We start from the raw sequence: 19,269 nt of genomic DNA, 5'->3' as shown, positions 1-19,269 counted from the left end.
TGGCGATGCGGGCCATCGCTTGAAAAGGCCGGCCGCGCCTCCAGTTGCCCAGATCCAACCCATCTGCCATCCCATGCCCACGCTGTCCCAGTTCCTGTTCGGCGCCGTCCTGCTCGGCGCGTTGCTGGCCGCGCTGGGCATCGCGCTGGCGCCGGCCTGGCGGGCGTGGCGCCGCCGCGGCCTGGCGCGCCAGCCCTTCCCGGCCGCCTGGCGGCGCGTGCTGGCCAGGCATGTGCCCCAGGTGCGCAGCCTGCCGGTGGACCTGCAGCTGAAGCTCAAGCAGCGCATGCAGGTCTTCATCGCCGAGAAGCCCTTCATCGGCTGCAACGGCCTGGTCGTGACCGAGGCCATGCGCGTGGTGGTGGCGGCCCAGGCATGCCTCCTGCTGCTGGGCCGGCCCGCGGGCCACTTCGACAACCTGCGCCAGGTGCTGCTGTACCCCGGTGCCTTTTTGGTCGACCGCGTGCGCACCGAGGCCGGCGGCGTGCTGCGCGACGAGCGCCAGGCGCTCGCCGGCGAATCGTGGTCACAGGGCCAGGTCGTGCTGTCCTGGGACGACGTGCTGGCCGGCGCGGCCGACCCCGTGGACGGCCGCAACGTGGTGGTGCACGAGTTCGCGCACCAGCTGGACCAGGCCGACGGCCAGTCCAACGGTGCGCCGCCGCTGCCGCCCGGCATGGACGGCCGGCGCTGGGCGCGCGTGCTGCAGGCCGAGTTCGACATGTTGCAGCGGCAGTTGGCGGCCGGCGAGCCCAACCTGCTGGGCGCGTACGCGGCCACCCATCCGGCGGAGTTCTTCGCCGTGGCGTCCGAGGTGTTCTTCGAGCAGGGGTTGCAGCTGGCCAGCGAACGGCCAGCGCTGTACGCCGAACTGCAGGCCTTCTACGGCGTGGACCCCACGGCCTGGTAGTCCGGCTGCAGGCGCCGGCGCAGCGCGTCCACGGCCGCGTCGGGCGCGCTGAACACGGGGCAGGGCAGAACGGCCTGCACCGGCTCCAGCGCCGTGGAGGTCGAGAAATGGGCCAGCATCACGGCGGCGCAATGCGCCAGCTGCGGCGCGGCGGCCGCGACCAGCCGGTCGTGGGTGGCGGTGTCGCCGGCACGCGCGGCGGCAATGGCCTCGGGCACGCAGACCACTTCCAGCTGCGGTGCCAGGCCGCGCTCGGCGGCCTGGGCCATGAAGTTCTCCCGGGTCGAGGCGATGGCCGGCGCGAAGGTGGCCAGCAGGCCGATGCGCTGGCCGGCGTGCAGAGCGGCCTCGAACATGGCCTCGTCGGGCCGCAACACGGGCTGGGCGAGCCGGCGTGCCGCCGCCACGATGGCCGGGCCGAAGGCCGAGCAGGTGAACAGCACGCCCTGGGCACCGGCCGCCACAGCATGGTCGGCCAGGCGGGCGATGCGTGCGTGCATGGCGGTGGTGAGCCGGCCATCGCGTTCCAGGTCGGCCGGCAGGCCGTCGTCGAGCAGGTTGAAGGTCAGGGCCTGCGGCCAGCGGCGGCGGAACGCCGCTGCGATGGGGGCCATGGCGGGGTGCACGGCGTGCACGAGGCCGATGCGGGGCGGGTCCTGGGAGGTCACCATGCAGCTCCGAAAGTGTGGCGCAGTTCGTCGATGCGGCCGTCGTCCAGCCAGGTGCAGCGCCGGTCGCAGGCGAGCCAGAGCCTGGCGGTCTCTTCCAGCTCCTCCAGCGTGGCCATGGTCTGGGCGGGGTCAGGGCCCCAGACCTGGGGGCCGAGCCGGTCCAGCATGACGGCGCGCAGCCGCAGGCCGCGCGCCTGAAACCGGGCGATGGCGGCGGCCACGTGTTCGCCCACGGCCGGGTCGCCCGGGCGGTGGTAGGGCACGAGCGGCACATGGCCGACCTTCATGACGAAGTAGGGCGTGATGGGCGGCAGGATGTCCTGCGGACGCCAGACACCGGCCAGCGTCAGCGCGACCAGGTGCGTGGAATGGGTGTGCAGCACGCAGCGGGCCTGCGGGTCGGCGGCGTAGATGTGCTGGTGCAGGGCCAGCGTCTTGCTCGGGCGTTCGCCTGCCACGTGCCGGCCTTGCGCATCGACCAGGGCCAGCGCGGCCGGGTCGAGCCGGCCCAGGCAGGCGTCGGTGGGCGTGATCAGGAAGCCGTCGCCCAGGCGCGCACTGATGTTGCCGGCCGTGGCGTGCACGTAGCCGCGTGTGAACAGGCTCAGGCCCGTCGCGCAGATCTGCTCGCGCAGCCGTGCCTCCTCTGTCATGCCAGATCCTCGAAGGCCTTGTGGAAAAAGTCGGCCGTGCCGAAGTTGCCGGACTTCAGCGCGATGTGCAGCCCCTGCGCGCCGGCCGCGAGGGTGGCGGCATGGCACCAGGGCACGCCGGGATCGATCTGCGGCCCGATGCGCAGCTGGGCGATCGACAGCGCCTGCGTGCAGGCGCCAGAGGTCTCGCCGCCCGCCACGATGAGCTGGCGCACGCCGCGTTCGACCAGGCCGCGCGCGATGCGCGACAGCGCCTCCTCCACGAGCGCGCCCGCGCGTTCGACGCCAAGTTCGGCCTGCACGGCCTGCACCTGCGCCGCCTCGGCCGTGGCGTAGACCAGCACGGGCCGCTCGCCCAGCTGCGGCGTGGCCCAGTCCAGTGCCGCGCTGACCATGTCGCCGCCGCGCGCGAGCTGCAGTGGCTCCAGCGCCAGCGCCGTGCCGCCGTGTGCCAGGAAGTGCGCAACCTGGGCATTCGTCGCCGCCGAGCAGCTGCCCGAGACGATGGCGCGTGCGCCCGTGGCCGCGGGCAGTTGCGCCGCCGCGGCGCTGGGCGCCAGGCCATGGTTCTGTGGCAGGCCGATGGCCACGCCCGAGCCCGCCACGATGAGCGGCAGGCCGGCGAAGCCGCGGCCCATGACCAGCAGGTCGTCGTTGGAGACCGCGTCGACGATGGCCAGGCGCGTGCCCGCGGCGTGCAGCGCGTCCAGGCGCGCGCGCACGGCCTCGGCGCCGCGCGCGACCACGGCCTGCTCGATGAGGCCGACGCGGCCGGCGCACTGGCGCTGCAGCACCTGCACGAGGTTGGCGTCCGTCATCGGCGTGAGCGGGTGGTGGCGCATGCTGCTGTCGCTGAGCAACTGGTCGCCGACGAACAGATGGCCCTTAAACAAGGTGCGCCCGGTCTCGGGGAAGGCCGGGCAGACCGGCACGCAGCCGGCGCCGAGTTCCCGCTGCAAGGCCTCGGCCACCGGGCCGATGTTGCCGCGGTCGGTGGAATCGAAGGTGGAACAGACCTTGAAGTAGATCTGCGGCGCGCCCGCCTGGCGCAGCCAGTCCAGCGCGGCGAGCGACTGGGCGACCGCATCGGCCGGGGCGATGGTGCGCGACTTCAGCGCGATGACGACGGCGTCGGCGTCGATGTGCGCGCCGCTGGCCGGCAGGCCGATGCTCTGCACCACGCGCATGCCGCCGCGCACGAGGTTGTTGGCCAGGTCGGTCGCGCCGGTGAAGTCGTCGGCAATGCATCCGAGCAGCATGGAAATCCTGTTCAAGAAAGGGGGGGCGTGGCGAACAGCACCCAGTTCGCGCCGGCGCCGGCGGGTTGCTGTTGCTGCAGCGCCAGCGTGCCGCTGGTGGCATCGATGGCATAGAGCGACAGCGTTGGAGAAGCCTCGCCGCTGACCACGAGGCAACGGCCCTGTGGATCGATGGCAATGGCGCGCGGCTGCTTCTCGGTCGGGATGCAATCGACCAGACGCAGGTGGCCGCTGGCCCGGTCGACGGCGAGCACGGAAACCGTGCTCTTCGCCCGCTCCGTGGTGTAGAGGAAGTCGCCCTGCGGCCGGATCTGGATGTCGGCGCACCAGAACACGTCGGTCTCCGCCGGCAGGGCCTGGGCCGAGCCTGAGGGCGGGCGCGGCTTGCCGGGCAACAGGCCGTTGCCGGGCGGCACAGCGTCGAGCACCTGCACCGTGTCCAGCGCACCGCTGGCGGCGTCACGGCGCAGCACCGTGATGCGCCCGTCGAGCTGGCCCAGCACGTAGAGGAAGCGCCCGTCCGGGGACAGCACCAGGTGGCGTGGCCCGGTGCCGGCGGGCAGCCGGGCTCGCGCCGGCACGCAGGGCGTCAGCAGGCCGGCTTTGGCATCGAAGGCGTAGACGCGCACCTCGTCGGTGCCCAGGTGCGGCACGTAGACGAAGCGGTTGGCCGCATCGATGCAGATGGCATGCGGCTTGATGCCGCCGCTGGACAGCCGCTGCGCGGGCGTGGGAAGCACATGGCCCTGTGCGTCGATGGCGAAGACGTACAGGGCGTCCGCGCCGTAGGCGGCCGCGAGCAGCCAGCGGCCGCTGCGGTCGACCGCAATGCCCACCATGCTGTCGGGCATGGGCGTGGCGCCCAGCGGCTGCAGTGCGCCCGTGGCCGGCGCGATCGCGTGGCTGCGCAGCGCAAAGGGCTCGGTGCGGATGGCGGCGTGCAGGAAGCGGCCGTCGGGGCTGGCCGCCAGCGGCATCACGAGCCGGCCGGCGGCCACGCGTGGCAGCGGCGCCAGGGCGGCCGCGTCGGCCGCCAGCGCATAGGGCGCGATGTCGCCGCTCTCGTGGTGGGAGACGTAGACGAAGTGCTTGCCTGGGGTCATCGGTGCCTGCAGAGCCTCATTCGGGTTCGATCCCGGCACTCTTGATGATCTGCGACCACTTGTCCACGTCGGCATGGACCAGCTTCTCGAACTCCGCCGTGCTGGCGTGGCGCACCTCGACGCCAGCGCGCGCCAGGCCTTGCCGGGTGGCAGGCTTGTCGAGCGCGGCCTGCGTCGCCTGGTGCAGCTTCTGGACGATGGCGGCCGGCGTGGCCGCCGGTGCCCACAGGCCGAACCAGGTGGTGTAGACGTAGTCGGCCACGCCGGCCTCCTTCATGGTCGGCACCTCCGGCAGGTCGGCCAGCCGGCTCTCGCCCGTGACCGCCAGCGCGCGCAGCTTGCCGGCCTTGATGTGCGGCAGCACCGAGGCGCTGGTCTCCACCATCATCTGCGTGTCGCCGCCCATGGTGGCCGTCACGGCCGGCGCGCCGCCGCGGAAGGGCACGTGCGTGAACCTGGCGCCGGTCACCACCTGCAGCAGTTCCACCGCGAGGTGCGAGGAGGCGCCGATGCCGGCCGAGGCGTAGTTCAGCGCGCCGGGGTCCTTCTTCGCCAGGGCCAGCAGTTCGCCGACGGACCTGACGGGGGACTTGTTGTTCACCACCAGGATGCTGGGCGTGGCACCGAGCAGGCCCACGGGCTGGAAGTCGCGCTTGACGTCGTAGGGCAGCTTCTTGAACAGCGCGCTGCCGTAGGTCAGACCGACGTGGAAGGCCAGCAGGGTGTAGCCGTCCGGCGGCGACTTGGCCACGTTGTCGGCACCCGTCATGCCGCCCGCGCCGGAGCGGTTGTCGACGACGATGGGCTGGCCCAGCAGCTCGCCCCAGGCCGGGGTCAGCATGCGGGCGACCACGTCCACCGTGCCGCCGGGGGCGAAGGGGACGACCACGCGGATTGGCCGGCTCGGGTAGTCGGGCGCAGCGAAGGCGGCGGGCAGGGCGCTGCCCCCCACGAGCGCGGCGAGGGCCTGCAGCGCCAGGCGGCGGGTCGGGTCGGCGTGCAGCGGCTTCACGGGAGGAACTCCGCGTCCTGCCGGCGGCGCAGGGCCCACAGGGCCGAGCCTTCGGGCTCCACCACCATGTCGTAGGTGACCAGCGTGCCGGCCGGGATGTCGACGGCCGCGCGGTTGCCGGTCAGCAGATGGGCGCAGGCGGCAGTGCCGTCGCCTCGGGCACCGATCGGGCGGGCCGGCACGATGCGCGCCTTGAGCTGCTGGCTGTGGTCGTTGCCGAAGACCTCGCCGGCGGCGATGTCGTGCGCCGCCACCTTGACCAGGTCGAAGCGCGGGCGGTAGTCGTCGGAACCCGTGTCCAGGCCCAGCAGGCCGGCCACGAGGATGGAGCTGGAGGTCTCCACGCCGCACAGGTGGTAGGGCCGGTAGATCACGGCCGTGCTGTCGTCGTGGTTGGCGATCTGGCCCTTGGTCGTCAGCACATGGTTGGAGTAGGCGTTGTCGCAACGCACCACCAGGAACACGCCACCGCCCAGGCCCGACTCGTTCGGTGCGCGCATGCAAGTGGCCAGGTCGATCACGCCGGCCTGCGCGAACAGGCCGCCGTACTGGCGCGTGCTGTAGGCCTCCGGGATCTCGGTGATGCGCAGCGGGGCGTGCACCAGCGTGTCCACGGCCGGCGCCAGGCCGGTGTAGTTGGCGGCGATGGTCATCTCGCACAGGTCGTAGGCGCCCGGCTGCGGCAGGCCGGCGAGGATCTCGCTGCGGCGCGCGACGTACTCTTCCACCTGGCCTGGCGGAATCTTCTCCAGGTACTTGCGGTCCTGCGGCGCGATGGTGATGGTTTCCTGCGCCGGCGGGTAGATGTGCTTGTCGGTCTTGATCGTGACGGTGCCGCGCGCTTCGTCGTAGATGAACTCGCCGTCGGTCGCCTTGCCGCCGCTCAGCACGGTGAGGCCGACGGACTTGGCCCATTCGTAGAACTGGATCAACAGGCCGTGCTGGTCGCCATCGACCGGGGTGTAGACCACGCCGGCCGCGGTGGCGATCTTCTTGAGCATGGGGCCGACGCAGGCGTCGCAGTCCTTGGTGATCATGGCCACGTGCTTGCCGTGGGCGATCGCGGCCAGCGCATTGGTCACGCTGGCCTCGGCTGAACCGGTGCTCTCGCAGACCACGTCGACATCGGCGATGTGCGCCACGATCTCGGGCCGGTCGGTGTAGATGCGCTTGCCTTGGGCGATGAGCGCCTGGGCGTCGGCCGCGGTCGCGGCGTAGGCCACGGTGTCGGCGGCGATGCCGGCCTTGGCGTACGCGCCCTGGGCCGCGTCGCGCGAGATGTCGGCCACGGCGACGACACGCAGCAGCGGCGTGTGCGGGTCCTGCGTGACGATGGCCGTGCCGTAGGCCCCGGCGCCGATCACGCCGACGCGCACGAGGTTCTTCGTGGCGAACTTCTTGTAGAGATGGTGGTAGATCATGGTCGGGAATCCGGGGAGAAGGGAGAGTGCCGGCGTGGCGCTGCTTGCATGTCGTCTCTGCTTTCGTTGTTCTGTGCGCGCGTGGCGCGCGGCTGCCGCGGGAGGGGCGTCGGGGCACCCGGAACGGTGCCGCCGCAAAAAGTGTAGGTTTGGCCGATTGAACCGACAAGCGCGTTAAAGTTGACGACTGTCCTGATTTGCAAACCAATGGCGCACGAACTCGACCACCTCGGCAACATCAACATGAAACTGCTGCAGACCTTCCTGGCGGTGGCCGAGCGCGGCAGCTTCCGGTTGGCGGCCAGTGCGGTGCACCGCTCGCATTCGGCGGTCAGTGCGCAGATCCAGCAGCTGGAGGAGCAGCTCGGCGTGCGGCTGTTCGAGCGCACCACGCGCTCGGTCGCGCTGACGGACGAGGGCCGGCTGCTGCGCGACAGCGCCTGGCGTGCGCTTTACGAGCTCGACCTGGGCCTACGGCAAATCAAGGAAACCAGCGACCTCAAGCGCGGGCAGCTCTCGCTGGCCAGTTCGCCCAACCTGGCCTCGGTCTACCTGCCGCGCGTGCTGGCCGAGTTCACCAAGGCCTACCCGCAGATTTCGGTCGACGTGCACGAGCTCACGTCGGCCGAACTGTTCGAGGCGGCGCGCAGCCGCAAGGTGGACTTCGCCATCGGGCCGCAGGCCGAGGACAGCAGCTTCCGCTTCCAGACCATCCTGATCGAGCCGCTGCAGGCCCTGGTGCCCTGGACCTACTACCCCAAGCTGACCAGCCGCATCAGCTTGGCCGACCTGGCCAGGCTGCCGCTGCTGTTGTCGAGCTCGGCCACCGCCGTGCGCGCGCTGATCGACGCGAAGATGGCCGAAGCCGGCTTGGTGCCCACCGTGCGCTTCCAGTTCGTGCAGGCCCAGACCATCATCGCGATGGCCGAGGCCGGCGTCGGTGCGGCCATCCTGCCCGCGTCCTCGCTGACCCGGGCGACGGCGCCCAGCGCGCGCATCCTGGAGATCGTCAAGCCGGCGTTCCAGCGCAAGATGGCCTTGATCACCTTGCCCAATCAGACGCTGTCGCCGGCGGCTGCGCGCCTGGCGGAGAAGATCATCCAGGACGTGCGCGCGGCGACGCAATACCGCGAGACCTAAGCGGCCGCAGGTGCCGGCTCGTTCTGCTGCAGCGCCCACATGCGCGCGTAGCGCCCGCCGGCGGCCAGCAGCTCGGCATGGGTGCCGCGCTCGGCGATGCGGCCGGCTTCCATCACCAGGATCTCGTGCGCATCGACCACGGTGGACAGCCGGTGCGCGATGACCAGCGTGGTGCGCCCGCGTGCCACCGACTGCAGCTCGGCCTGGATGGCGCGCTCGTTGGCCGAGTCCAGCGCCGAGGTGGCCTCGTCGAAGATCAGGATGGGCGGGTTCTTGAGCAGCGTGCGCGCGATGGCCACGCGCTGCTTCTCGCCGCCCGACAGCTTCAGGCCGCGCTCGCCCACCATGCTCTGGTAGCCCAGCGGCATGGCGGCGATGAAGTCGTGGATGTGCGCCGCGCGGGCCACGGCCTCGATCTCGGCCTGGCTGGCGCCCGGCCGGCCATAGCCGATGTTGTAGGCGATGGTGTCGTTGAACAGCACGGTGTCCTGCGGCACGATGCCGATGGCGGCCCGCACGCTGGACTGCGTCACGGCGCGGATGTCCTGCCCGGCGATGCGGATGCCGCCGCGCTGGATGTCGTAGAAGCGAAACAGCAGCCGCCCGAGGGTGCTCTTGCCCGAACCCGAGGGGCCGACCACGGCGACCGTCTTGCCGTCCGGGATCTCGAAGCTCACGCCGTGCAGGATGGGCCGCGCCGGGTCGTAGGCGAAGTCGACGTTCTCGAAGCGGATGCCGCTGCCGCGCGTGGTGTCCAGCGGCAGCGCGCCGGGTGCATCGGCGATCTCGCGCTCGCGCTCCATCAGCGTGAACATCTTGTCCAGGTCGGTCAGGTTCTGCTTGATCTCGCGGTACAGCACGCCCAGGAAGTTGAGCGGGATGTACAGCTGGATCATGAAGGCGTTGACCATCACCAGGTCGCCCAGCGTCATGCGGCCTTCGACCACGCCCTGGGTGGCGCGCCACAGCATCAGCACCAAAGCGCAGGCGATGATGAGCTGCTGGCCGGTGTTCAGCAGCGACAGCGTGCTCTGGCTCTTCAGCCGCGCGCGGCGCAGCCGCTCCAGGCTCTCGTCGTAGCGGCCGGCCTCGTAGCCTTCGTTGCCGAAGTACTTGACGGTCTCGTAGTTCAGCAGCGAATCGATGGCCCGCGTGTGGGCCGTCGAATCGAACTCGTTGACCTGCTTGCGAAACTGCGTGCGCCATTCGGTCACCGTCACCGTGAAGGCGATGTAGAGCACCAGCGCGGCCAGCGTGATCCAGGCGAACCAGGCGTCGAACTTGACGGCCAGGATGCCCAGCACCAGGGCCACCTCGACCAGCGTGGGCACGATGCTGTAGAGCGAGTACGAGATCAGCGACTCGATGCCGCGCACGCCGCGCTCGATGTCGCGCGTCATGCCGCCGGTCTGGCGTTCCAGGTGGAAGCGCAGCGAGAGCGCATGCAGGTGCTCGAAGGTCTGCAGCGCGATGGTGCGCGCCGTGCCCTGGGTGGCCTTGGAGAACACCAGGTCGCGCAATTCGGCGAACAGCGAGGTCGACAGGCGCAGCAGGCCGTAGGCCACCAGCAACGCGACGGGCACGACCAGCACGGCGGCGGGGTCGCCCGGCTTGAGCGTCATCGCGTCGATGAGGTTCTTCAGCAGCACCGGAACGCCCACGTTGGCGAACTTGGCTCCCAGCATGAAGGCCAGCGCGAAGCCCACGCGCCACTTGTACTGCCACAGGTAGGGCAGCAGGCGGCGCAGCGTGGCCCAGTCCGAGCGCGCCGGGGCGGGCGCCGCCGGTGCGCCGGGGGCGGTCGTGGGGGAGGGAGCGGAGGGGGCGAGGTGGCGCATTGGCAGACAATCGGTGGCGTTGCAAGTCTTCTTCTTGTTCTTCGGAGATTGTCCCGGATGTCCACCGATTCAAGCGCCCCCGTCGCATTGCCCTCCGACATGGAACTGGTGCTCAAGGTCATTCCCATGCCGGGCGACACCAACGGCAATGGCGACATCTTCGGCGGCTGGGTCATGGCCCAGGTCGACCTGGCGGGCGGCGTGCTGCCGGCGCGGCTCATCGTCGGCAAGTTCGCCACCGTGGCCGTCAACGAGTTCATCTTCAAGCAGCCGGTGCGCGTGGGCGACCTGCTGTCCTTCTTCGCCGCCATCACGCGCGTGGGCAAGACCTCGGTCACGGTGCAGGTGGAGGTCTACGCCGAGCGCCGGCACGCCGAGCAGCGCTACGTGAAGGTCACCGAGGCGCGGTTGACCTACGTGGCCATCGGCGACGATGGACGGCCGCGTTTGGTGCAGCCAACGGCGACGCCAGCACCGGGCTGACCCCGGCAAAACCCTAGACTGGGCCGCGTTGCCCGGTGGATGAGGAACAACCCTGAGCGCCGTTGCGCGGGGCACGGCTATAAACCCCGGGCACAACACATGGGGGCCCGGGTGCAGTTTCTCCAGCTGGTGATCAGTGGCATCGCGCAGGGCTGCATCTATGGCCTGATCGCGCTCGGCTTCGTGCTGATCTACAAGGCCACCGAAACCGTCAGCTTCGCCCAGGGCGAACTCATGATGCTGGGGGCCTTCGCTGGCTTCGCCGCGATGACCTGGCTGGGCCTGGCGTTCTGGGTTGCCGTGGTCTGTGCGGTGGCCGTCGTGGCGCTGCTGGGCATGCTGCTCGAACGCGTGGTGATCAGGCCGATCCTGGGGCAGCCGGCCTTCTCCATCGTCATGCTGACCATCGGCATTGGCTACGTGGCGCGCGGCCTCGTCACCATGGTGCCCGGCATCGGCACCGAGACGCACACGCTGCCCGTGCCCTACAAGGACGAGATCTACCGCCTGGGCGAACTGGTGCTCAACGCCGAGCAACTGGTCGTGATCGGCGCCACGGGCGTGCTGTGCGCGCTGCTGTTCGCGCTGTTCCGCTACAGCAAGCTCGGCATCGCCATGCAGGCCTCTTCGCAGAACCAGCTCGCGGCCTACTACATGGGCATTCCGGTGCGCCGGCTCAACGGCCTGGTTTGGGGCCTCGCGGCGGCCGTGGCGGCGCTGGCCGGGCTGCTGCTGGCGCCCATCACCTTCGTGCACGCCAACATGGGCTTCATCGGGCTCAAGGCCTTCCCGGCGGCGGTGGTCGGCGGCTTCGGCAGCCTGCCCGGCGCCATCGTGGGCGGCGTGCTGATCGGCGTGGTGGAGTCGTTGGCCGGCTTCTACCTGCCCGATGGCTTCAAGGACACGGCGGCCTACATCGTGGTGCTGGTCATGCTGATGGTGCGGCCCAACGGCCTGTTCGGCGAACGGTTGCGAAAGAAGGTATGAAGCCCCCACGCTCATCGCTACGCGTATCGCTTCCCCCCAAGGGGGCGCAGTCCGCCCTTGGGGCGGCCCAGCGAGCGGAAGTACGCAAGCCCCCACGCTCATCGCTGCGCGTATCGCTTCCCCCCATGGGGGCGCAGTCCGCCCTTGGGGCGGCCCGGCGGGCGGACTGATATGAGATTCCTGTTCAAGACCGGGTACGCGCAGGACATCGCCCTGGCCAAGCACGAGGGCCACCGCTTCTGGTATGGCCTCTTGCTCGTGGCGCTGCTGCTGGCGCCGCTGGCCCTGCCCGAGTACTGGCTGGCGCAGCTGACCTTCGTGCTGATCTACGGCATCGCGGGCCTGGGGCTGATGCTGCTGTCGGGCTTCACGGGCCAGTTCTCGCTGGGGCACGCGGCCTTCCTGGGCGTGGGCGCCTACACCCAGGGCGTGCTGACCAACCTGGGCTGGCCGTTCCCCTTGGCCATGGTGATGGCGATGGTGCTGGCGGCGGCCGTGGGCGTGGTGGTGGGCCTGCCGGCGCTGCGCGTGAAGGGCATCTACCTGGGCATGGCCACGCTGGCCTTCGGCGTGATCGTCGAGGAGGTGCTGGCACGCTGGGAGAGCGTGACGGGCGGGAACGCCGGCCTGCACATGAAGGCGCCGGCCATCGGCAGCTTCAAGCTCGACAGCGGCGAGGGCTTCTACTTCCTGTGCCTGGCGCTGGCGGTGGTCGCCACGCTGGCCATCCTGAACCTGCTGCGTGCGCCGACCGGCCGCGCCTTCGTCGCGATCCGCGATTCAGAGGTCTCGGCGCAGAGCATGGGCATCCATCTGGCGCGCTACAAGACGCTGTCGTTCTCGCTGTCGGCGGCGCTGGCCGGCCTGGCCGGTGCGCTGTACGCGCACAAGATCAGCTTCCTGTCGCCCGACCAGTTCAGCGTGCTGCAGTCGATCGACCTGCTGCTGATGGTGGTGATCGGTGGCCTGGGCTCGGTGCACGGCGCCTTCCTGGGTGCGGCCTTCCTGATCGCCATGCCGCAGCTGATCGCGCTGGGCAAGGGCTACCTGCCCGAGGTGATCGGCATGGCGCCGGGTTTGCAGGGCTTCGTCTACGGGCTGGTGCTGATCGTGTTCGTGCTGTTCGAGCCGTTGGGCCTGTATGGGCGCTGGCTCAAGGTGCGGACCTACTTCGCGATGTTCCCGTTCTACCGCAAGGGCATGTTCAAGCGGCAGAAGTCGTTTCAGAAGTCGGAGCGTCTCAAGTGAGCACCGCCGGGCCGCCCCAAGGTGCGAAGGCCCCCCCGGGGGGCAGCGCAGTACACGCAGTGACAAGCGTGGGGGCCATGACCGCGCCGCTGTTGCAGGTGCAGGACGTCAGCATGCGCTTCGGCGGCGTGCTGGCCGTCAACCGCGTGGGCTTCGACGTGCAGGAGGGCGAGGTCTTCACGCTGATCGGCCCCAACGGCGCGGGCAAGACCACGGTGTTCAACCTGATCAGCCGCATCTACACGCCGACCTCGGGCGAGATCCGCTACCGCGGCGAGTCGCTGACGGCACAGGCGCCGCACCGCATCGCGGCGCTGGGCATCGCGCGCACCTTCCAGAACATCGAGCTGTTCGAGCATGCCACCGTGCTGCACAACCTGCTGATCGGCCGCCACACGCACCGCCAGACCGGCCTGTGGGGCGACCTGCTGTTCACGCCGCGCGCGCGGCGCGCCGAACTCGACGCGCGCGAGCACGCCGAACGCGTGATCGAGCTGCTGGACCTGCAGCACCACCGCGACGCCATGGTGGCCGGCCTGCCCTACGGCGTGCGCAAGGTGGTGGAGCTGGCGCGCGCGCTGTGCACCGAGCCCAAGCTGCTGCTGCTCGATGAGCCTTCCTCTGGCCTCAATGTGGAGGAGACCGACGACATGGCCTTCTGGATCCAGGACATCCGCGACGAACTGGGCGTGACCGTGCTCATGGTGGAACACGACATGTCGCTGGTGTCCAAGGTGTCCGACCGCGTGCTGGCCATGAACCAGGGCGAGCTGCTGGCGCTGGGCACGCCGGCCGAGGTGCAGGCCGACCCGGCGGTGATCGAGGCCTACCTGGGCTCGGTCGACGACGTGGCGACGCTGAGGCGCACAGCATGAGCGACGTACCGCCGCCCGTCAGCGACCAGCCGGTTCTGAAGCTGCTCAATGTGGAGAGCGCCTACGGCCCGATCAAGGCCATCCGCGGCGTGAGCCTGCAGGTGCGGCGCGGCGAGATCTCCACCGTGCTGGGCAGCAACGGCGCGGGCAAGACCACCATCCTCAAAACCATCTCGGGCATCCTCGATCCGCGCAAGGGCTCGATCGAGTTCAAGGGCGAGGACATCACCGCGCAAGACCCGGCGTTGATCGTGCGCCTGGGCCTGTCGCATGTGCCCGAGGGCCGCGAGGTGTTTCCGCTGCTGAGCGTGCGCGACAACCTGGCCATGGGCGCCTACACGCGCAGCGACCGCGACGGCGTGGCGCGCGACCTGGAGTCTGTGTTCGGCTACTTCCCCATCCTGCGCGAGCGCGCGGGCCAGGACGCCGGCCTGCTGTCGGGCGGCCAGCAGCAGATGCTGGCGATCTCGCGCGCGCTGATGGCCGCGCCCGACCTGATCCTGCTGGACGAGCCCAGCCTGGGCCTGTCGCCCAAGCTGACCAAGGAGATCTTCGAGATCGTGGTGCGCATCAACCGCGAGCGCGGCACCACCTTCCTCCTGGTCGAGCAGAACGCCAACATGGCGCTGAACGTGGCCGATTACGGCTATGTGCTGGAGAACGGCCGCATCGTGCTGGAAGACACCTGCGCCCGGCTGCGCGAGAAGGACGACATCAAGGAGTTCTACCTCGGCATGAAGGAAGCCGGCGTGCGTGGCGAGCGGCGTTGGAAGAAAAAGAAGAACTGGCGGTGAATATGGGCCAACTCTGGGACCTGTCGCACATCCAGCCACGCACCGAGATCGTGGTGCCGGGCGAGACCATTTCTGCCATGTTCTGGGAGGCCGTCGCCAAGCGTGGCAACACCACCTGGCTGCGCCAGAAGCAGCTCGGCATCTGGCGCAGCCACAGCTGGGCCGCCGTGGCGCAGGGCGTGCGCGAGATCGGGCACGGCTTGCTGGACCTGGGCTTCGCGCCCGGGGACACCGCCTCCATCCTGTCCAACACCGTGGTCGACTGGGTGCTGGCCGACCTGGCGGTGCTGAGCGCCGGCGGCGTGGCCAACGGCATCTACCCGACCGACGCGGCCAGCCAGGTGCACTACCTGTGCGAGGACTCGCGCACGCGGCTGCTGTTCGTGGAGGACGACGAGCAGCTCGACAAGGCCTTGCAGGTGCGTGCGCAGCTGCCGGCGCTGACCAAGATCGTGGTGTTCGACATGGAGGGCCTGCGCGGGCTGGACGACCCGGACGTGATGAGCCTGGCGGCACTGCGCGAACGCGGCCGCGCCCATGCCGCGGCGCACCCCGGCCTGCTGGAGCAGCGCGCGGCCGCCTGCCGGCCCGAGGACCTGGCCATCCTGGTCTACACCTCGGGCACCACGGGCAAGCCCAAGGGCGCCATGCACAGCCACCGCGCGCTGGTCTACGCGGCGCGCGGCTACAACACGCTGGTGGCGCAGGACGCGACGGACGAGCGCATGTGCTTCCTGCCGCTGTGCCACATCGCCGAGCGCATGGGCGGCGAATATTCGGCGCTGTACACGGGCGCCAAGCTCAACTTCGTCGAGAACCCCGAGACCGTGCCCGAGAACGTGCGCGAGATCGCGCCCACCGTGTTCACGGCCGTACCGCGCGTCTGGGAGAAGTTCTATTCTGGCGTGATGATCGCGCTCAAGGACGCCAGCCGGCTGCAGCAGGCGGCCTATGGCTGGAGCATCGCTGTGGGCCAGCGCATCGCCGACGACGTGCTGGCCGGGCGCCCCGTGGCGGCGGCCGACAAGGCGCGCTTTCGCATCGCGCGCTGGCTGGCGCTGGACAACGTGCGCAAGCTGATCGGCATCCACCGCGCGCGCTATCTCGTGACCGGCGCGGCGCCGATCTCGCCCGACCTGGTGCGCTGGTACCTGGCGCTGGGCGTGCCGATGCTGGAGGTCTGGGGCATGACCGAAACCTGCGGCGCAGCCACCGGCGTGCCGGCCGCGCGCATGAAGCCCGGCAGCATCGGCCCGGCCGCGAACTTCAACGAGGTGCGGCTCGACCCGGCCACGGGCGAACTGCTGGTGCGCGGCCCCAACGTGTTCATGGGCTACCTGAACCAGCCCGAGAAGACGGCCGAGGCCATCGACGCCGAGGGCTGGCTGCACACGGGCGACGTGGGCACGGTGGATGCCGAGGGCTACTACCGCATCACCGACCGCATGAAGGACGTGATCATCACGGCCGGCGGCAAGAACATCACGCCCAGCGAGCTGGAGAACGAACTCAAGTTCTCGCCCTACATCACCGACGCGGTGGTGATCGGCGACCGCCGGGCCTACCTCACGGCCATCGTCATGATCGACCAGGAGAACGTGGAGAAGTTCGCCCAGGACGCCGACGTGCCGTTCAGCAACTACGCCAGCCTGACGCGCTCGCCCGAGGTGCTGGCGCTGATCCAGCAGGAGTTCGACCGCGTCAACGCCAAGTTCGCGCGGGTGGAGCAGATCAAGAAATTCTTCCTGCTCGAGACGCAGCTCAGCGCCGAGGACGAGGAACTGACGCCGACCATGAAGCTCAAGCGCAAGCTGATCGAGAAGAAATACGCCGAGCGCATCGAGGCCCTTTACCGCTGACGCCGCTGACACCACTGATTTCGTTCACGACAACAGCAAGGAGACACCGCCATGCACGCACGCATCCCATTGGTTCTCGCCGCCGCACTGGCGCTGCCCGCTGCCTGGGCCCAGCAGCAGGGCGTGAGCAAGACCGAGATCCTGGTCGGCACCATCCAGGACATATCGGGCCCGCTGGCCGGCTACGGCAAGCAGGCACGCAACGGCATGCTGCTACGCGTGGAGGAACTCAATGAGCAGGGCAGCGTGCACGGCCGCAAGCTCAAGCTGCTGGCCGAGGACAGCGGCTACGACCCCAAGCGCGCCGTGCTGGCGGCGCAGAAACTCGTGAACCAGGACAAGGTGTTCATCGTGGCGGGCCACCTCGGCACGGCGCAGAACCTGGCGGCCATGCCGGTGCAGTTCGACAAGAACATCGTCAACTTCCTGCCGATCACGGCCGCGCGCGAGATGTACGAGCCGCTGCACCGGCTCAAGTACTCGTTCGCGGCAACGTACTACGACCAGATCCGCATGGCGCTGCCGGGCCTGGCCAAGGAGAAGGGCGCCAAGAAGGTCTGCACCATCTACCAGGACGACGACTTCGGCCTGGAGGTGCAGCGGGGCACCGAGGCGGCGCTCAAGGCCATGAACATGGAGCTGGGCGAGAAGACCAGCTTCAAGCGGGGCGCGACCGATTTCTCCTCGCAGGTGGCGCGTTTGAAGGCCGCCGGCTGCGACTTCGTGGTGCTGGGCACCATCATCCGCGAGACCATCGGCACCATCGCCGAGGCGCGCAAGACCGGCTTCTCGCCGACCTTCTTCGCCTCCAGCGCGGCCTACACCGACCTGATCCACAAGCTGGGCGGCAAGCCCATGGACGGCATGTACGCCACGATGACGGTGCTGCACCCCTACCTGGACGAGGCCTCGCAGCCGGTGCGCTTCTGGGCCAACAAGTACAAGACGCGCTTCAACGAAGACCCGACGGTGTTCTCGGTCTACGGCTACAACATCATCGACCAGCTGGTCCAGGCCTTGCAGAAGACCGGCCCCAACCTCACGACCGACAGCTTCGTGAAGACCATGGACACCATGCGCTACGAGCCTGACATGTTCGGCAGCGCCGGCAGCGACTACAGCCCGACCAAGCACCTGGGCAGCACGGCGTCGCGCCTGTCGCAACTGCAGGACGGGCGCTGGAAGGTGGTCTCTGACTACGTGAAGTGATAGGGAAAGTGCGGGGCGGCGGGCGCCGCACTTGTCCTCTATGCGGCCGAAAAGTGTGAGACATTTGTAACATCGATCGCAACATCCATCGCATTCCCAGCGGTGGCAGGAGACTCCCCATGTCGCTTCGTCTCTGTTCCGCGGCCCTGGCCGCCATCGCCCTGGCGGCAGCGCCAATCGCCTGGGGCCAGCAGCAGGGCGTGAGCAAGACCGAGATCCTGGTCGGCACCATCCAGGATTTGTCCGGCCCGCTGGCCGGCTACGGCAAGCAGGCCCGCAACGGCATGCTGCTGCGCGTGGACGAGGCCAACGAACAGGGCGGGCTGCACGGGCGCAAGCTCAAGCTGCTGGTCGAGGACAGCGGCTACGACCCCAAGCGCGCCGTGCTGGCGGCGCAGAAGCTCGTGAACCAGGACAAGGTGTTCATCATCGCGGGCCACCTGGGCACGGCGCAGAACATGGCGGCGATGCCGGTACTGTTCGACAAGAACATCGTCAACTTCCAGCCCATCACGGCGGCGCGCGAGATGTACGAGCCGCTGCACCGGCTCAAGTACTCGTTCGCGGCGACCTACTACGACCAGATCCGCTCGATGCTGCCGGGGCTGGCCAAAGAGAAGAGCGCCAAGAAGGTCTGCACCATCTACCAGGACGACGACTTCGGCCTGGAGGTGCTGCGCGGTGCCGAGGCCGGGCTCAAGACCATGAACATGGAGCTCGGCGAGAAGACCAGCTTCAAGCGCGGCGCGACCGATTTCTCCTCGCAGGTGGCGCGGCTCAAGGCGGCCAACTGCGACTTCGTGGTGCTGGGCACCATCATCCGCGAGACCATCGGCACCATTGCCGAGGCGCGCAAGACCGGCTTCTCGCCCACCTTCTTCGCCTCCAGCGGCGCCTACACCGACTTGATCCACAAGCTGGGCGGCAAGAACATGGACGGGCTGTACGCCGCGATGGGCGCGCAGCACCCCTACCTGGACGAGGCCTCGCAGCCGATCCGCTTCTGGGCCAACAAGTACAAGACGCGCTTCAACGAAGACCCGACGGTGCTGTCGGTCTACGGCTACAGCATCCTCGACCAGTTGATCCAGGCGGCGCAGAAGGTGGGCCCCAACCTCACGACGGACAGCTTCGTGAAGACCATGGACACCATGAGCTACCCGTCGGACATGTTTGGCGCGGCGCCGTCCAGCTACACCGCGACCAAGCGTTTGGGCACGGACGAGTCGCGCCTGTCGCAGATCCAGGACGGCCGCTGGAAGGCGGTGTCGGGCTATGTGAAGTAGCGCAGGCTACAGTGGGGCGGTCACATTCCCGAGGAGACCCGCGCCCATGGCGGACGACATCAGCACCCTGCGCCGCATACTGCACCAGCACCGGCGCATCGCCGTGGTCGGCCTGTCGGCCGAATGGCACCGGCCGAGCTACTTCGCGGCCAAGTACATGCAGCAGCATGGCTACACCATCTTCCCGGTGAACCCGCGCTACGCCGGCAGCGAGGTGCTGGGCCAGCCCTGCGTGGCCAGCCTGGCGGACCTGGCCGGGCCGGTGGACATGGTCGACGTGTTCCGCCGCACCGAGGACGTGCTGCCGATCGCGCAGCAGGCCATCGCCATCGGCGCCAAATGCCTGTGGCAGCAGATCGGCGTGGTCAATGAAGAGGCCGATGCGCTGGTGCGCGTGGCCGGGTTGGACAGCGTGATGGACCGCTGCGTGAAGATCGAGCACGCGCGGCTGTTCGGCGGCCTGCATTGGGCGGGCGTGAACACGCGCGTGATCTCGGCCAAGCGGCCCATGGTGTCCTAAC

General features: G+C 69.3%; 18 protein-coding genes. 11 read left to right on the top strand and 7 right to left on the bottom strand.

Annotation, left to right across the window (positions count from 1 at the left end):
• Window positions 1-73: 73 nt before the first annotated feature.
• Window positions 74-910: a M90 family metallopeptidase gene (locus DES41_RS10295; RefSeq protein WP_114467520.1), complete on the top strand. Its 837-nt coding sequence runs from the start codon at window positions 74-76 to the stop codon at window positions 908-910.
• On the opposite strand, the gene DES41_RS10290 is transcribed toward DES41_RS10295, so the two are convergent.
• Genes DES41_RS10290 through DES41_RS10265 form a run of 6 tightly spaced genes read right to left on the bottom strand, consistent with a single transcriptional unit; the run spans window position 883 to window position 7,029 of the window.
• Window positions 883-1,581 (bottom strand): aspartate/glutamate racemase family protein, encoded by a 699-nt coding sequence (locus DES41_RS10290; protein ID WP_114467519.1) that lies wholly within the window; start codon window positions 1,579-1,581, stop codon window positions 883-885. The genes DES41_RS10295 and DES41_RS10290 overlap by 28 nt on opposite strands.
• Entirely contained in the window at window positions 1,575-2,234 is a 660-nt protein-coding gene (locus DES41_RS10285; RefSeq protein ID WP_114467518.1) for a class II aldolase/adducin family protein, read from the bottom strand. The genes DES41_RS10290 and DES41_RS10285 overlap by 7 nt, the downstream gene beginning before the upstream one ends.
• Window positions 2,231-3,493 carry a 3-oxo-tetronate kinase gene (otnK, locus tag DES41_RS10280; RefSeq protein WP_211332942.1) on the bottom strand — a complete coding sequence of 421 codons (1,263 nt, stop codon included), beginning with the start codon at window positions 3,491-3,493 and terminating at the stop codon, window positions 2,231-2,233. The genes DES41_RS10285 and otnK overlap by 4 nt, the downstream gene beginning before the upstream one ends.
• Before the next feature lie 11 nt (window positions 3,494-3,504).
• Window positions 3,505-4,596, bottom strand: a complete 1,092-nt coding sequence (locus DES41_RS10275) for a lactonase family protein (protein ID WP_170168134.1) — start codon at window positions 4,594-4,596, stop codon at window positions 3,505-3,507.
• Between the two features lie 16 nt (window positions 4,597-4,612).
• The gene (locus tag DES41_RS10270) at window positions 4,613-5,608 is read right to left on the bottom strand and encodes a Bug family tripartite tricarboxylate transporter substrate binding protein (protein WP_114467516.1); all 996 of its coding nucleotides are present in this window, start codon (window positions 5,606-5,608) and stop codon (window positions 4,613-4,615) included.
• Window positions 5,605-7,029, bottom strand: coding sequence for an SAF domain-containing protein (locus tag DES41_RS10265; RefSeq protein WP_114467515.1), 1,425 nt, complete (start codon window positions 7,027-7,029; stop codon window positions 5,605-5,607). The genes DES41_RS10270 and DES41_RS10265 overlap by 4 nt, the downstream gene beginning before the upstream one ends.
• Window positions 7,030-7,236: 207 nt before the next feature.
• Between DES41_RS10265 and DES41_RS10260 the strand changes: the two genes are divergently transcribed.
• Window positions 7,237-8,169, top strand: coding sequence for a LysR family transcriptional regulator (locus DES41_RS10260; protein ID WP_114467514.1), 933 nt, complete (start codon window positions 7,237-7,239; stop codon window positions 8,167-8,169).
• Here the strand turns inward: DES41_RS10260 and DES41_RS10255 are convergent.
• Window positions 8,166-10,007: an ABCB family ABC transporter ATP-binding protein/permease gene (locus DES41_RS10255; RefSeq protein WP_114467513.1), complete on the bottom strand. Its 1,842-nt coding sequence runs from the start codon at window positions 10,005-10,007 to the stop codon at window positions 8,166-8,168. The two genes, DES41_RS10260 and DES41_RS10255, sit on opposite strands and share 4 nt — an antisense overlap.
• Before the next feature lie 57 nt (window positions 10,008-10,064).
• On the opposite strand from DES41_RS10255, the gene DES41_RS10250 reads away from it, so the two are divergent.
• The 9 genes from DES41_RS10250 (at window position 10,065) to DES41_RS10210 (ending at window position 19,268) form a co-directional block, all read left to right on the top strand.
• Window positions 10,065-10,490 carry an acyl-CoA thioesterase gene (locus DES41_RS10250; RefSeq protein WP_114467512.1) on the top strand — a complete coding sequence of 142 codons (426 nt, stop codon included), beginning with the start codon at window positions 10,065-10,067 and terminating at the stop codon, window positions 10,488-10,490.
• A gap of 111 nt (window positions 10,491-10,601) precedes the next feature.
• Complete coding sequence (locus DES41_RS10245; protein WP_114467827.1) at window positions 10,602-11,477, top strand: branched-chain amino acid ABC transporter permease; 876 nt, start codon at window positions 10,602-10,604, stop codon at window positions 11,475-11,477.
• Between the two features lie 171 nt (window positions 11,478-11,648).
• On the top strand, window positions 11,649-12,725 hold the full coding sequence (locus tag DES41_RS10240; protein WP_114467511.1) for a branched-chain amino acid ABC transporter permease: 1,077 nt from the start codon (window positions 11,649-11,651) through the stop codon (window positions 12,723-12,725).
• Between the two features lie 77 nt (window positions 12,726-12,802).
• Window positions 12,803-13,600, top strand: coding sequence for an ABC transporter ATP-binding protein (locus tag DES41_RS10235; RefSeq protein WP_114467510.1), 798 nt, complete (start codon window positions 12,803-12,805; stop codon window positions 13,598-13,600).
• Window positions 13,597-14,394 carry an ABC transporter ATP-binding protein gene (locus DES41_RS10230; RefSeq protein WP_114467509.1) on the top strand — a complete coding sequence of 266 codons (798 nt, stop codon included), beginning with the start codon at window positions 13,597-13,599 and terminating at the stop codon, window positions 14,392-14,394. Before DES41_RS10235 ends, DES41_RS10230 begins: the two co-directional genes overlap by 4 nt.
• A gap of 2 nt (window positions 14,395-14,396) precedes the next feature.
• Window positions 14,397-16,253: an AMP-dependent synthetase/ligase gene (locus DES41_RS10225; protein ID WP_114467508.1), complete on the top strand. Its 1,857-nt coding sequence runs from the start codon at window positions 14,397-14,399 to the stop codon at window positions 16,251-16,253.
• Window positions 16,254-16,304: 51 nt separating this feature from the next.
• Window positions 16,305-17,462, top strand: coding sequence for an ABC transporter substrate-binding protein (locus tag DES41_RS10220; protein ID WP_114467507.1), 1,158 nt, complete (start codon window positions 16,305-16,307; stop codon window positions 17,460-17,462).
• A 119-nt stretch (window positions 17,463-17,581) separates the two neighbouring features.
• The gene (locus DES41_RS10215; protein WP_114467506.1) at window positions 17,582-18,748 is read left to right on the top strand and encodes an ABC transporter substrate-binding protein; all 1,167 of its coding nucleotides are present in this window, start codon (window positions 17,582-17,584) and stop codon (window positions 18,746-18,748) included.
• Window positions 18,749-18,794: 46 nt separating this feature from the next.
• Window positions 18,795-19,268 carry a CoA-binding protein gene (locus DES41_RS10210; RefSeq protein ID WP_114467505.1) on the top strand — a complete coding sequence of 158 codons (474 nt, stop codon included), beginning with the start codon at window positions 18,795-18,797 and terminating at the stop codon, window positions 19,266-19,268.
• The last annotated feature ends 1 nt before the right edge of the window (window position 19,269 follow it).

It is taken from the genome of Pseudorhodoferax soli, assembly GCF_003337555.1.
Taxonomy (GTDB): Bacteria; Pseudomonadota; Gammaproteobacteria; order Burkholderiales; family Burkholderiaceae_C; genus Pseudorhodoferax; species Pseudorhodoferax soli.
Note: the sequence above shows the minus strand (reverse complement) of the source record. Positions and strands in the feature narration are given on the sequence as shown.

Coding starts and splice junctions, on each gene's coding strand:
- DES41_RS10295 (WP_114467520.1), top strand. CDS start 74: ATGCCCACGCTGTCCCAGTTCCTGTTCGGCGCCGTCCTGCTCGGCGCG.
- DES41_RS10290 (WP_114467519.1), bottom strand. CDS start 1,581: ATGGTGACCTCCCAGGACCCGCCCCGCATCGGCCTCGTGCACGCCGTG.
- DES41_RS10285 (WP_114467518.1), bottom strand. CDS start 2,234: ATGACAGAGGAGGCACGGCTGCGCGAGCAGATCTGCGCGACGGGCCTG.
- otnK (WP_211332942.1), bottom strand. CDS start 3,493: ATGCTGCTCGGATGCATTGCCGACGACTTCACCGGCGCGACCGACCTG.
- DES41_RS10275 (WP_170168134.1), bottom strand. CDS start 4,596: ATGACCCCAGGCAAGCACTTCGTCTACGTCTCCCACCACGAGAGCGGC.
- DES41_RS10265 (WP_114467515.1), bottom strand. CDS start 7,029: ATGATCTACCACCATCTCTACAAGAAGTTCGCCACGAAGAACCTCGTG.
- DES41_RS10260 (WP_114467514.1), top strand. CDS start 7,237: ATGGCGCACGAACTCGACCACCTCGGCAACATCAACATGAAACTGCTG.
- DES41_RS10255 (WP_114467513.1), bottom strand. CDS start 10,007: ATGCGCCACCTCGCCCCCTCCGCTCCCTCCCCCACGACCGCCCCCGGC.
- DES41_RS10250 (WP_114467512.1), top strand. CDS start 10,065: ATGTCCACCGATTCAAGCGCCCCCGTCGCATTGCCCTCCGACATGGAA.
- DES41_RS10240 (WP_114467511.1), top strand. CDS start 11,649: ATGAGATTCCTGTTCAAGACCGGGTACGCGCAGGACATCGCCCTGGCC.
- DES41_RS10235 (WP_114467510.1), top strand. CDS start 12,803: ATGACCGCGCCGCTGTTGCAGGTGCAGGACGTCAGCATGCGCTTCGGC.
- DES41_RS10230 (WP_114467509.1), top strand. CDS start 13,597: ATGAGCGACGTACCGCCGCCCGTCAGCGACCAGCCGGTTCTGAAGCTG.
- DES41_RS10225 (WP_114467508.1), top strand. CDS start 14,397: ATGGGCCAACTCTGGGACCTGTCGCACATCCAGCCACGCACCGAGATC.
- DES41_RS10220 (WP_114467507.1), top strand. CDS start 16,305: ATGCACGCACGCATCCCATTGGTTCTCGCCGCCGCACTGGCGCTGCCC.
- DES41_RS10215 (WP_114467506.1), top strand. CDS start 17,582: ATGTCGCTTCGTCTCTGTTCCGCGGCCCTGGCCGCCATCGCCCTGGCG.
- DES41_RS10210 (WP_114467505.1), top strand. CDS start 18,795: ATGGCGGACGACATCAGCACCCTGCGCCGCATACTGCACCAGCACCGG.